General features: G+C 69.7%; 14 protein-coding genes. 9 read left to right on the forward strand and 5 right to left on the reverse strand.

Annotated elements, in window-relative coordinates; genetic code table 11:
- The first annotated feature begins 13 nt into the window (after positions 1 to 13).
- Together ACWIGU_RS05470 and ACWIGU_RS05475 are read left to right on the forward strand one after the other, a co-directional pair.
- Positions 14 to 808 (forward strand): SDR family NAD(P)-dependent oxidoreductase, encoded by a 795-nt coding sequence (locus tag ACWIGU_RS05470; protein ID WP_454397700.1) that lies wholly within the window; start codon positions 14 to 16, stop codon positions 806 to 808.
- Positions 809 to 1,018: 210 nt separating this feature from the next.
- Complete coding sequence (locus tag ACWIGU_RS05475) at positions 1,019 to 1,975, forward strand: DUF5996 family protein (protein ID WP_454397702.1); 957 nt, start codon at positions 1,019 to 1,021, stop codon at positions 1,973 to 1,975.
- 91 nt (positions 1,976 to 2,066) lie between these two features.
- Here ACWIGU_RS05475 and ACWIGU_RS05480 read toward each other — a convergent pair whose 3' ends face one another.
- Positions 2,067 to 2,609 (reverse strand): DUF1707 SHOCT-like domain-containing protein, encoded by a 543-nt coding sequence (locus ACWIGU_RS05480; RefSeq protein ID WP_454397704.1) that lies wholly within the window; start codon positions 2,607 to 2,609, stop codon positions 2,067 to 2,069.
- 152 nt (positions 2,610 to 2,761) lie between these two features.
- Between ACWIGU_RS05480 and ACWIGU_RS05485 the strand changes: the two genes are divergently transcribed.
- On the forward strand, positions 2,762 to 3,178 hold the full coding sequence (locus tag ACWIGU_RS05485; RefSeq protein WP_454397706.1) for a VOC family protein: 417 nt from the start codon (positions 2,762 to 2,764) through the stop codon (positions 3,176 to 3,178).
- Between the two features lie 42 nt (positions 3,179 to 3,220).
- Here ACWIGU_RS05485 and ACWIGU_RS05490 read toward each other — a convergent pair whose 3' ends face one another.
- Together ACWIGU_RS05490 and ACWIGU_RS05495 are read right to left on the reverse strand one after the other, a co-directional pair.
- A complete protein-coding gene (locus ACWIGU_RS05490) occupies positions 3,221 to 3,862 on the reverse strand; it encodes a class I SAM-dependent methyltransferase (protein WP_454397708.1) in 642 nt (213 codons plus the stop codon).
- A 151-nt stretch (positions 3,863 to 4,013) separates the two neighbouring features.
- A complete protein-coding gene (locus ACWIGU_RS05495) occupies positions 4,014 to 4,403 on the reverse strand; it encodes a hypothetical protein (RefSeq protein WP_454397710.1) in 390 nt (129 codons plus the stop codon).
- 202 nt (positions 4,404 to 4,605) lie between these two features.
- Here ACWIGU_RS05495 and ACWIGU_RS05500 point away from each other — a divergent pair, with 202 nt between their 5' ends.
- The gene (locus tag ACWIGU_RS05500) at positions 4,606 to 4,731 is read left to right on the forward strand and encodes a hypothetical protein (RefSeq protein ID WP_454397712.1); all 126 of its coding nucleotides are present in this window, start codon (positions 4,606 to 4,608) and stop codon (positions 4,729 to 4,731) included.
- Positions 4,732 to 4,758: 27 nt separating this feature from the next.
- Here the strand turns inward: ACWIGU_RS05500 and ACWIGU_RS05505 are convergent, their stop codons facing one another.
- Positions 4,759 to 5,169 (reverse strand): hypothetical protein, encoded by a 411-nt coding sequence (locus tag ACWIGU_RS05505; protein ID WP_454397714.1) that lies wholly within the window; start codon positions 5,167 to 5,169, stop codon positions 4,759 to 4,761.
- 189 nt (positions 5,170 to 5,358) lie between these two features.
- Between ACWIGU_RS05505 and ACWIGU_RS05510 the strand changes: the two genes are divergently transcribed.
- The 4 genes from ACWIGU_RS05510 to ACWIGU_RS05525 all read left to right on the forward strand — a co-directional run bounded on the left by ACWIGU_RS05510 (position 5,359) and on the right by ACWIGU_RS05525 (position 10,437).
- Entirely contained in the window at positions 5,359 to 6,393 is a 1,035-nt protein-coding gene (locus ACWIGU_RS05510; RefSeq protein ID WP_454397716.1) for an alpha/beta hydrolase, read from the forward strand.
- A 246-nt stretch (positions 6,394 to 6,639) separates the two neighbouring features.
- Positions 6,640 to 7,566 carry an alpha/beta fold hydrolase gene (locus tag ACWIGU_RS05515; protein WP_454398591.1) on the forward strand — a complete coding sequence of 309 codons (927 nt, stop codon included), beginning with the start codon at positions 6,640 to 6,642 and terminating at the stop codon, positions 7,564 to 7,566.
- A gap of 154 nt (positions 7,567 to 7,720) precedes the next feature.
- Positions 7,721 to 9,007, forward strand: a complete 1,287-nt coding sequence (locus tag ACWIGU_RS05520; protein ID WP_454397718.1) for a glycosyltransferase — start codon at positions 7,721 to 7,723, stop codon at positions 9,005 to 9,007.
- Positions 9,008 to 9,102: 95 nt separating this feature from the next.
- Positions 9,103 to 10,437, forward strand: coding sequence for a wax ester/triacylglycerol synthase domain-containing protein (locus tag ACWIGU_RS05525; protein WP_454397720.1), 1,335 nt, complete (start codon positions 9,103 to 9,105; stop codon positions 10,435 to 10,437).
- Positions 10,438 to 10,554: 117 nt separating this feature from the next.
- Here ACWIGU_RS05525 and ACWIGU_RS05530 read toward each other — a convergent pair whose 3' ends face one another.
- Positions 10,555 to 11,478, reverse strand: coding sequence for an SDR family oxidoreductase (locus ACWIGU_RS05530; RefSeq protein ID WP_454398593.1), 924 nt, complete (start codon positions 11,476 to 11,478; stop codon positions 10,555 to 10,557).
- A 104-nt stretch (positions 11,479 to 11,582) separates the two neighbouring features.
- Here ACWIGU_RS05530 and ACWIGU_RS05535 point away from each other — a divergent pair, with 104 nt between their 5' ends.
- Complete coding sequence (locus tag ACWIGU_RS05535) at positions 11,583 to 12,149, forward strand: TetR family transcriptional regulator (protein ID WP_454397722.1); 567 nt, start codon at positions 11,583 to 11,585, stop codon at positions 12,147 to 12,149.
- Positions 12,150 to 12,161 lie beyond the last annotated feature (12 nt).

The following is a 12,161-nucleotide window of genomic DNA, read 5'->3' on the forward strand; positions in this document are numbered from 1 at the left end:
AGGGGAACAAGACGTGCACCTGGATCTTTCGGGCCGGACCGCTCTGGTGACGGGCTCCACGCAAGGCATCGGAGCCGCGATCGCGGCCGGACTGGCGCGGGCCGGCGCGCGGGTCGGCGTCAACGGGCGCGTCCAGGGCAGGGTGGAGGCGGCCGTCGAGCAGCTCAGAGTCGGCGTGCCGGACGCCGACTTCGTTCCGGTCACCGCCGACGTCGGTTCCGAGGATGGTGCTCAACGCGCCTGGGAAGCGCTGCCTGACGTGGACATCCTCATCAACAATCTCGGCATCTTCGACGCGAAGAACCCCTTGGACATCACCGACGACGAATGGCGCCGCTACTTCGACGTGAACGTCCTGGCCGCCGTCCGGCTCACGCGGCTGTACCTGCCGCGGATGACCGAACGCGGCCGGGGGCGCGTCCAGTACATCGCGAGCGACTCCGCGGTGGTGATCCCCGCCGAGATGATCCACTACGGCATGTCGAAGACCGCCCTGCTCGCGGTCAGCCGCGGCTTCGCCAAGCATGCGGCCGGGACCGGCGTCACCGTGAACTGCGTCATCGCCGGCCCTACTCACACCAGCGGTGTCGAAGACTTCGTGTACCAACTCGTCGACCGCGACCTGCCGTGGGACGAGGCACAGCGCGTCTTCATGCGCGAGTACCGCCCGCAGTCGCTGTTGCAGCGTCTGATCGAACCCGAGGAGATCGCCAACATGGTGGTCTACCTGAGCTCCGACCTGGCGTCCGCGACCACGGGCGGCGCGCTGCGGGTAGACGGCGGATACATCGACGCCATCCTCCCGTAAGGAGGCGGCCTACGATCGTGTGGGTCGGGCCGGAGACTCATGGGGTAGGGCCCCCTCGCCGCCGAGCGGGCAGCGCCGTGGCCTGCGTGCGAAAATGGGTGCCGGGTCGTACGAAGGCATCCCGGACGGCGTTGGGGCGCCCTAAGGGGGAAGTCGCCCGGTGCCGTCGCTCCCCCTTTCCGATCCCGTCGACGGGCCGGGAGGCTCCCCATGAGCGAACGACGTACTGCGTGGCCGGAGCTGGTCTACGAGGATGTGGCGCCGATGGTCGGCTACGTCAACCGGCTGGTACAGGTCGGAGGCAAGTACACCCTGGACGAACCCTTCGAGGCCGGCTGGGGAAACATCGTTCTCGATGTCACTTCCCGTGGGCTGCGGACGCCGACCCATCGGCGGCAGGGAGTGACCTTCGAGGTGCACTACCGGCTCCTCGACAGTGACGTGGTCATCGAGTCCGACCGGGGCTCGGTGACGGTACCCGTGTCCACCGGGTCCCTCGCCGCCTTCTACACGTCGTTCTGCGATGCCGCTGCCGAGCTCGGTGTGCGCCCGCCGGGCACGTCGTTGATCTGCGAGATCCCGGGCGCCGCGCGAAAGTTCGAGGACGATCAGGTCGAACGTGCCTGGGACGGGGACACGGCCCGGCTGATGTGGACGGCGTTCGACCTTGCGGCCGGCGGGCTCGAAACGTGGCAGGCGCCCTTCCAGGGGCATCGCCCGCGGGTCGGCGTGATGTGGGGCGGTTTCGATCTGTCCGCCACGCGTTACCGGGCGCATCGAGCCACTCCGGAGGCTGACCGTCCGGCGTTCATGCAGAACGCGGCGCGCGACGAGTACGTGTCGGTCGGGTTCACCTTCGGGGACGCCGAGTCGCCCAACGCCGGTATGTACGCGTACATCTGGCCCCGGCCGGACGGTCTCGAAGGCCGGTCCTGGGGTGTCGACGGCGCGGCCTGGAATCCCGATGCGGGTCTGGCCCTGCTGCCCTGGACCACGCTCAGGGAGACGGCCGATCCGCACCAGGCCATCGTGGCCTTCGGCGACGCCGTCTACGACGCGGCCGTGGAAACGGCGGGCTGGCCGGCCGACCTGATCGGACCCCGCTGCAACGGCTGGCGCATGAGCACGACACCACCAGCGGCCGACATCGGCGGCCGAGACCACTGAACCAGCGGTCACCAGACAGCTTCGGCGCCAGTCGGTTCTGGCGCCGGACGGGCCGGTCATAGTGCGGGCCGGCCGTAACGCCGGATGACTCTCAGCGCCGCGCGTGGCGGATCTTCAACCGGCCGAACCCCATGGTCCCGGAGATCCGAATCCTCGGCCCGCCCTGGCCGGAGCTCCGCGGCGCCTTGTAGCGCAGGTCCTTCCACCCGGTGTGCAGACCCTCGACGTCGACGATCGCGTCGCGAGGAACCGTGATCCTGGCCCTGCCGGTGCCGACTTGAAGCTCGATGTCGACCGCCGGATGCTCGAAGACCGCCCGGGACAGGTCCAGGCGCACACTTCCGAACGCGGACTCGACCTTGAGATTCCGAGGGACCCGCCATGCTCCGCGCCGCTGGATCCGTCCGCCCAGGGCGCCAATCGTGGACGAGGTGCCCGCATCCTCCTCCGGGAGCGAGGCAAAAGCCGGCCCGAGGTCGCTGTGCGACTTGGCGGTGAGCACCAGTTGCAGCCGCTCGTCCATCTCCTCATGCGAGAGGTGCCCCTCGGCGTACGCCTCCTGCACACGTCGCACGGCTGCGTTGCGGTCGTCTTCGCTGATCGGGCGTGCCGGGTTTTCCCGCGGGAGATTCACCGTTTCACTCTAGTGTCGGGAATTCCGCCGCCGCCGACGAATCCACTCGTCCAGGGCCCGCCCCCGGGAAGTCGGTCTGTGCCTATCCCTGCTGAGCAGCCGGAACGCGACTAGTGTGCACCCCTGACAAAACGTCACGAAAGGAATCCCTCATGGCCTCTCGACTCAACCCGTACATCAGCTTTGCCGGTGACGCCAAGCAAGCCATGGAGTTCTACAAGAGCGTTTTCGGCGGCGACCTGTCGGTGAACACGTACGGCGCATTCGGATCCGAGACGCCCCCCGGGTACGCCGACAAGGTCATGCACGCTTTGCTCGAGGCTCCGAACGGCTTCACGCTCATGGGCGCGGACAACCCTCCGGGCATGGAGCTCAAGCAGGGCAACAACTTCTCCGTGAGCCTGAGCGGCGACGACGCCGACCAGCTCCGCGGCTACTGGGAGAAGCTGTCCGCCGGCGGCAACGTCGCGGTCCCGCTGGAGAAGCAGATGTGGGGCGACGTGTTCGGCATGTGCAACGACAAGTTCGGCATCAGCTGGATGGTGAACATCAGCGAGGCCGGCGCCTGACCAGCCTCGGATGCCGGGCCGATTCGGGGCGAGCGGTGTGCGTCAGCTGCCCCTGCGCATCAGCAGGCGCCCCTGGCGGAACCGTTCGCCCTCGCGTGGCTCGCGCAGCATCCGGCCCACCTCGGCGAACCCGGCCTCGGCGGCCGTCTTCGCCAGGTCGTCGACCGGCCACCGGTAAGCCGTCACCACCTTGTGGTCGAACTCCGTTACCGGATCGTCCCCGGACTCGAAGAAGGCGAGCAAGAGGTGGCCGCCGGGCGTGAGGACACGGCGGAACTCGTCGAAGTACGAGGGCACGTCCTGCGGTGGGGTGTGGATGACCGAGTACCAGGACACGATGCCGTTCAGCGAGCCGTCGGCCAGGCTCAGGGCGTCCATGGAGCCGACCTCGAACCGCAGGTCCGGGTAGGCCTCGCGGGCCAGATCGATCATCGCCGGCGACAGGTCGATGCCGAAGACATCGAGGCCGAGGTTCCGCAGGTGCGCGGTCACTCGGCCCGGGCCGCAGCCCAGCTCGGCCACGGGCCCGCCGTCGTTCGTCTGCGCGAGTTCGGCGAACGCGGCGAGCACCGCGCGGTCCAGCGGCTGTGTGTCCAGCTCGTTGCGGACCAGTTCGGCGTAGAGGACGGCCACGGCGTCGTAGGCGTCCGCTGTCGCACGGTGGTGGGAGGGAGTCTCAGTCACAAGCGACGAGACTAGAGCCCCGCACTGACAAGCGCCCCGTCGGTGGGCCTCGCCTCCCCCCTCTCAAGGGCCCCACGTGTGGGTCAACTCCCGTGTTCCGTTGACAGTTTGACGCAGTCGGCCCCTGAGGTCGCCGCCGCACACACGTCGGTCACCGGTCCCCGCTCGGCCCCTTTCGGTGCGCACGCCGCGTCAGGGGGCGATCGATCGCATCGACCAGCCAGTCCAGCTCTGCCTGATCCCCGAGTACGGGATTCGAGAGCTTTCCGACGCCGTCGACGGTGATCTCGACGACGTCGCCGCCCCGGAGGGTGAAGATCAGGCCGTCGAGCGGCGGGAGCAGCAGGACGTCGTCCACCGGAATGCCTGGCCGGCTGGAGGCCGCGGTGGCCTCCGTCAGCGTGCGCAGTTCCGCTGCCGGTAGTCGCAGCAGGTCGGCGATGCGCGGCGCGCCTTCGAAGGCGCGGATGGTTCCGGTGCCGTCGCTGACTCCCGTGTGTACGGTTCCGGTGCCGTCAGCGAAGCGCACGATGCGCGTCATGTTCGTTCCCCTCTGCGGGAGTTGGGTTGGCCTGACTCTGACCCACCCAGTGGAAGCCGGTGGCCACGACGGCCCCGGCGGCGGCGATCACCGCGATGGCATAGAGGCCGCCCGCCCCCGAACCGGTACCCGACTCGACGGCACCCATCTATCTGGCGGGCCTGATCAAGTCCGATGTACTCGCCTGGACCACGAGCAGCACATGGACATCTACCGCGGGCTGCGCGACCACGACAGCCTCGCCGCCTTCACCGCGGCCAGCCGGCACGTCAACAACGTGGACGCCTGGGTGAGTGACCGCCTGGACGCGGTGCGGGAGCGCTCCTGAGGGAGGTGAACGCCGGCGCTGGCCTTGTCACGCGCGTCCCAGGACGACGAGCGCGACCAGCAGCACCGTGACGGCGGCGCTCATGCCGTGGGCGACCACCGCGGTGAGCGGGAAGTTCCGTTCGGCGGTGGCATGGCCCTGCGAATGCCTCCCCCGGCTGGGCAGCCAGCGGAAGAGCATCATGAAGCCGAAGGCGGCGACGATCAGAACGACAGCGCAAGCGGCCCAGGCGGAGCCGCGCGCGTTGCCGAGGAGATACGCGGTCCAGGCGGCAAGTCCGGCGACCGCGAGGGCGATGTGGCCGAGGACGAGCCACAGCGGCAGCCGCGTCACGCCCGGCGTGCGCTGTTGCAGCCCGCCGTTGCGGATCCACACCGTGGCCAGATATCCGCCCAGGCTCGCGGTGACCAGCCAGACACACAGCACGGCGACACGCATACGCTCCCCCTAGGCATCCGTTGTCCTTTGACCCAGCACAGCGCACCGCCGGGACGGCCGTTCAGACGTCCATTCATCAATTCACTCGTAGGGATGAATAACGGCCCCATCTCCCCCGTCGAATCAATGTGGTTGGCTGCGGTGTATGGGTCTCAGGCGATCGTTTCGCAGTCCGACAAGGGGTGGGTCATGAGTGACCGCCGCGTGCCCTCGGAATCGGAGTCCGGTCGGGCCCCGGCACCGATGGCGGTACCCCCGTTCGACGCCGAACTGAGCCTCGCACTCGCCGACTTGGACAGGGAGCCGAGGGAGCCGCTCACACCGGAGAATCTTGCGGCCCGGCAGAAGCGGGATGCCACGGCCCGGCCCAGGCCGACCGTCGAGGATCTTCGCGCGGACGGCCGTTTCGAGGTGACGGAGTTACGCGTACCGGGACCGCCCGGCGGGCCGGAGGTCACGCTCGTGAGCGCCCGGCCGTCCGGGCTCGTCGGACCGCTGCCGCTGCTCTACTACATGCACGGCGGGGCGATGGTCATGGGCAACGCATGGTCCGTGCTGCCCCGGATTCTTCGCGAGTGGGCGCTTCCGCTGGACATGGCCGTGATCTCGGTCGATTACCGGTTGGCGCCGCGGGCGCGGTACCCGGGGCCGCTGGAGGACTGCTGTGCCGGGCTTGCCTGGGCGGCCGGGCACGCGGCCGAACTGGGCGTCGATCCTGACCGCGTCATCATCGGAGGCAAGAGCGCCGGCGGCGGGCTCGCCGCGGCCCTCGCCCTGCTGGCCCGCGATCGCGGCGGTCCGCAGCCGCTGGGGCAGCTGCTGCTGTGCCCCATGCTCGACGACCGCGGCAGCACCTTCTCCAGTCAGCAGATGTCGGGCCCCGGGCTTTGGGACCTCACCTCGAACGCCACCGCGTGGCAGGCACTGCTCGGTGACCTCTACGGTGCCGAGGACCTGCCCCCGTACGCGGCCCCCTCCCGTGCCACGGACCTGTCACAGCTCCCCCCGGCGTATCTCGACGTCGGGTCGGCAGAGATGTTCCGGGACGAGGGTGTGGCGTACGCGAACGCGATCTGGCAGGCCGGCGGCCAGGCTGAACTGCACGTATGGCCCGGCGCCTACCACGGCTTCGACAGCCTGGCGCCAACGGCGGCCCTGAGCCGGGACGCACGCGACGCCCGCACCCGCTGGCTTCAGCGCCTGCTCGCCGACAGCCGTACTTGAGCCTGCGCTTGCGGCTGCGCACCGGCGTCGGGGGAACAAGTCTGCGAGCGTAGAGAGTTGGTATGCCACGGCTCGACCACTATCCAGCGAATGGAACGGAATGTTCCGTTCGAAACGATATCTTGATGGCATGTCACTGCACGGTTTTGTCGGGACCTGGGCCGGATCCACTACGCGGCGAAGGTGCCGAGGCGGGCCGCCGCGGGACCTGGTGCACGGAACGGGGGTTGAGGCCCCGTGTCTCTGATGTCGCCGGCGCTCGCCGACCCGAACACCCGCACCCGCTCCGCCCTCGTGTCCCGCCACGAGTGGGAGGGATACCGCTGCGAGTCGCGGCTGGTCCGGGCGGCCGCGCCGCGTATCGCACCCCTGGTGCTGGTCGGCGGCGCGTTCCAGACCAAGGAGAGTTGGGGCCGTCTGGAACGTGAACTGCTCGCGCACGTGGACGTGTTCACCGTCGACCTGCCGGGATGGGGTGCCGGGAACGTCCTGCCCGACCGTCATGGTGCGGACTTCCTCGCGGACGCCCTGGGTCACATGCTCGACGAGTCGGGGCTGACCTCCGTCAATCTCGTGGGCGGTTCCTACGGCACGGCGATTGTCTACCGCCTCGCGCAGCGGCGGCCGGAACTGGTCGAGAGAATGGTGCTGGTGGGCACCATGACGTCGATTCCCGGGCACGCCCAGGTAGCCATGCGCCGGACTCTGGACCTGCTCGTGGAGCGGCGTATGGAGGAGTTCGCCGAGGAGACGGTCGCGTTCATGGTCAACGCCGACCGGATCGACTCCGTCACCGCAGGCTCCCGGGTCCGCCGCTTCCTGATGCGCCGGATGCTCAATCTGAGCGAGGAGGACGTCGCGAAGCACCTCGCCAACACCATGCGTCTGCTCCGGCACGAGATGCTCGACACGAGCCGGCCTCCGGCCATGCCGGTGCTGGTCGCCACCGGTGAGCACGACACGTTCACCACTCCTGACCTGTGCCGACGCCTCGCCGCCACGTGCTCAGACAGCTGGTTCACGCAGGTCGCGGACGCCGACCACATGCTTCCGCTGGAGCGACCGGTCGAACTCGCCGATCTGATCACACACTTCCTGGCGGGCGAGGCCTTGGAACAGCTCGCATACTGCCGCGAAGTCGAGCGGACTTCCCCGTCCTGCCCAGCACAGTGAGAACGCCCGGCGGCGTCCCGGGCAGTACTTGATCACGTGACTCCCGGTCCGCGTGCTCGTTGGTGGCGTAGGAAAAACGCGAGTCGCGGCAGCTCAATGAGCTGGCAATGAACCCCGGGTTGCGCGACTCCGGTCGAAAGGGGACCCGCACTCGATGCGCATCCAAGTCATCACGGTGGGTTCGACCGGTTCGGTCGCCCCGTACACCGGCCTCGCACATCGGCTGTTGGCCGACGGGCACACCGTCGAGATCGTCACACACGCCAAGTTCGCCCCGATGGTCGCTTGTTGCGGACTGCGCATCGAGCCGCTCGAAGCCGACCCTTTCGAGGCGCTGATCGGCGCCCACAGGCGCATCGACGGCGGCGCCAAAGGTGCGGCGCATCCGTCAAGCGTTCCCCGCTCGCTCCGGTTCCAGGCGCTCAGGTCGCTGCGGTCGCTCGTCCGGTCGACCGAACAGGCCATGCTCTCGCTGGTGGACGCGATCCTCGCCGCAGTGGATCCGAAGGCCGACCTCATCCTGCTGTCGACCATCGCGGCCCCGATCGGCGCGGCCATCGCGCGCTACCACGGCATTCCCACCATGGGTGTCTTCCTTCAACCCGACGTACCCACAGCCGAGTTCGCCCCGTGCACCATGGCTTGGCACAGCCCAGGCCGCACCAACCGTCTGCGGGGCCACGCCGCGAACGCCCTCTTCGACACCCTGTACCGCACGGCCAACCGCGCCGTCCACGCCCGCCTGGGTGTCGACCACCGCAGCGCCCTTCGCCTGCGCAGCGTCCGCGAGCGCAACCAGTGGCCGATCTGGCACGGCTACAGCCCTTGGGTCGTTCCACGCCCGGCGGACTGGCGGCAAGGGCTGCACGTGGCCGGCTACTGGTGGCCGCACGAGTGCCCGAACTGGCAACCACCCACCCTGGTGAAGGACTTCCTGGCCGCAGGACCACCACCGGTACTCATCGGTTTCGGAAGCATGATGCCCGGTGACCCCGGGGAGCTCGGCCAGATCGCGGCGCAGGCTCTTCGGCGCGCGGGGCTGCGTGGGGTCGTCCAGTCGGGCTGGGCCGGCCTCTCGGTGGTCGACGACGACGTCATCACCGTCGGCGAGATCCCGCACAGCTGGCTGATGCCGCAGACGGCCGCAGTGGTCCACCACGCGGGCGCGGGCACCACCGCGGCCGGTCTTCGAGCCGGAGTTCCGGCAGTGCCTGTCCCGGTCATGACGGACCAGCCCTGGTGGGCCGCCCGACTCGTCCAGCTCGGGGTGAGCGCGCGAGCACTCCCCTGCACCGAACTGACCGCAGCACGGCTGGCCGACGCGCTCACCCGCGCGACCCAGGACGGTGCGCTGTCGCGGAACGCCGCGGCAGCCGCCGTACGACTGGCGCAGGAGGACGGAGCGGGGGCCGTCGCCCGCGCGGTCGCCGCGCTCGGCTGATCCGGGCCATCCGTGCGGGCGCCGGCCCGGCGCTCGCCGACCGGACGCGCACCGAACAGAGCAGGCCACCGCCACCATCAGCGTGAGGATTCCCCATGACGCGACAAGCCCCGCCACCACACCTCGCCACGCCGTTGGCATCACCCGAACACGACACCTCGCACCCCGGCACCCCAATGCCACCGCTGGACGCCTGGATGCACCGCCAGCAGAGCGGCGGCGGCTCCAACATGACGGCGGCGCTGCTCGCCTGGTTCGAGGGCCCGCCGCCCACACTGTCAGCCCTTCGCCGCCTGGCCGGTGACCGCCTTGCGCGCTACGAGCGGCTACGGCAGATGCCGAGCGCACCCGGGACCGATCCCACTTGCGACAGCTGGCCGCTGTGGTCGACCGGCGAGCCCTTCGAGGCCGAACACCACGTCACCGAGAGCCCCGACGTCATCACGACCGGGCTCGAAGCGCACATCGCAGCCCTGTTCACCTCACCTCTCGACCCACGCCGCCCGCCATGGCAGCTGCATCTCATCCCCACCACCGGCGGCTTCGTCCTCCTGTTCCGCGCGCATCACGCACTGCTCGACGGCACGTCGATCGCCACGTTGCTCCGCGCCCTGTTCGACGAAACCGGCGCCCTGCGCCCTGGACGAGTCGGCGCCCCGGCGACAGTTGACACACCCTCCCGAGCTCGTCAACTCGCCTGGACTTTGGGCGACTTGCTCCCCAAGGCATACCCACTGCCCTTTCACGGCCCGGTGGACCCTCACCGCGTCCTGTCCTTCCGCCAGGTGCCACGCAAGGAACTCGACGCCGCCCGCGACTCATTGCGCGCCGCCGGGTCGGCCGAACGCGCCTCCACCAACGCGGTCTTCCTCTCCGCCACGGCGGGAGCGCTGCGAACGATGGGCCTCACCGGCCGGCCGCTGCCGACGTCGCCCGGCATCTGCGCCCTGGTCCCCGTCGACGTACGCACCGATGAGGAATCACAACTCCTCGGCAACCATTACGCCACCGTCCGGGTGCCCCTCCCCCGGCAACGGGACGCGCGGCTGAGACTCGCCGCCGTCGACTCCTTCATCCGGCGAAGTGCCATCGGCGCCAGGGCACGTGCCCAGGCCGCCGTGGTCTCTTCACGACCACGCAAGATCACCCCTCTGAGCAACGCAGCGGGCCGTTACGTCGACTCACCCCGCTACTTCTCCCTCCTCTGCAGCAGCGTGTCCACACACGCCGGAGAACTGGCCCTCGGCCCGGCGCGGCTCACCGCGATGGCAGGCATCCCACCGCTCGGCCCGGGCCACCCCCTCGCCGTCACCGCCATCCATCACGGCAGCACGTCGGTGGTCACCGCCATCACCGACCACAACCATCGCCACCTGGCCCCAGCACTCGCTGAACGAATCCACGACGAAATCCGCGCCCTGGCCAACTGAACGACTCCACGAAGCGGGTCTGCCGGCTTCGGTGAAGGGCGGTGCTCCTGCCCGTGCCTCGTGCCGCGAATTGGCGGTCGGCGTGCGCGTGGGTCGGCGCCGTCCCCGCGGCTCGCGTCAGGAAGTGGTCGCCGGCGCCTGGAAGTAGTGCCCCTTGTCGAGGTCTTCGAGGAGGCCGGGGTGGGTCGGCTCCCAGGCGAGCAGTTCGCGGGTCAGCGTGTTCGACGCCGGGGCGTCGATCCCGACGAAGGCGCTGAGCCAGGTGAAGTGCCCGGCGGCGTTCTCGGGAGCCACGGAGGTCACCGGCACGTCGAGGTGACGGCCGATCACTTCGGCGACGTCGCGGATTGCGACGCCCTCCTCCGCCACGCCGTGCAGCACCGACCCGGCGGGGGCCTTCTCGACCGCGAGGCGGAACAGGTGGGCGGCGTCGAGCCGGTGGACGGCCGGCCAGCGGTTGGCGCCGTCGCCGAGGTAGCCGGAGACGCCCTTGGCGCGGGCCGTGGCCACCAGCGCCGCCATGAAGCCGTTGTCCCCGTCGCCGTGGCAGGTGGGAGAGAGCCGCACCACGGACGAGCGCACGCCTTGCGAGGCGAGTGCCAGCACCGCATCTGCCGTGGCCACGCGGATCGAGATCGGCGAGCCGTCGTTCGTGGCCTTGTCGTGTTCGGTCGACACCCGCCCGGGCGCGAGGCCGGCCACGCCGGAGGCGATGACGAAGGGCCGGTCGCTGCCCACGAGCGCGGCGCCGATGGTGTCCACGGCGCGGCGATCCGCCTCCGCGGCCCCCTGGAAGTCGCCGGTGAAGGCGATGTCGTGCTTGAAGGCGAGGTGGATCACCCCGTCCGACGCGGCGGCCGCGTCACGGAGTACGTCGAGGTCGTCGACCGTGCCGCGGACGACCTCCGCCCCTGTGGCGGTGAGCGCGGCCGCGGAGGCGTCGGAGCGGGCCAGCCCGACGACCTCGTGTCCCGCGTCGATGAGCTCGGGAACGACGGCGGAGCCGATCCAGCCGGACGCGCCGGTCATGAAGATGCGCATGAGAAACCCCAAGGAGTCGATGACGGGTGGCACCACGGTGATGTCAGTGCCTGTCATCAACGCTACACCTGATGACATTCACTGTCATCACGTAAGATCTGCCCATGGGTAGATGGGAGCCGAACGCGCGTGGGCGTCTGGCGAACGCGGCGCTGGAGCTCTACAGCGAGCGCGGGTTCGAGCAGACGACCGTGGCGGAGATCGCCAAACGGGCCGGGCTCACGGAGCGCACCTTCTTCCGGCACTACGCGGACAAGCGCGAGGTCCTCTTCGCCGGCTCCAGCGAGCTGGAGGAGGCGCTCGTGAAAGCGGTCGCCGGCGTGCCGGAGTCCGCGGCACCGATCGAAGCGGTGGCCGTGGGCCTCGACACGGTCGCCGAGTTCTTCGCCGACCGCCGCGACTTCGCGCGGCGGCGGCAGGCCGTGATCACGGCGACCGCGGAACTCCAGGAGCGCGAGCTCATCAAGCTCGCCTCGATGTCAGCCGCGCTCGCCGACACCCTTCGCCGACGTGGCGTGGCGGAACCGGCCGCGAGCCTGACCGCCGAGGCCGGGGTCGCCGTCTTCAAGGTGGGCTTCGAGCGCTGGATCGGCGCGGCAGAGGAACGTGAGATGTCGCGGTTCATGCGGGAATCGCTGGACGAGCTCAGGACGGCACTGACGGGCAACTAGCCCCCCTTTCTC

Source organism: Streptomyces sp. NPDC055400, from assembly GCF_053644375.1.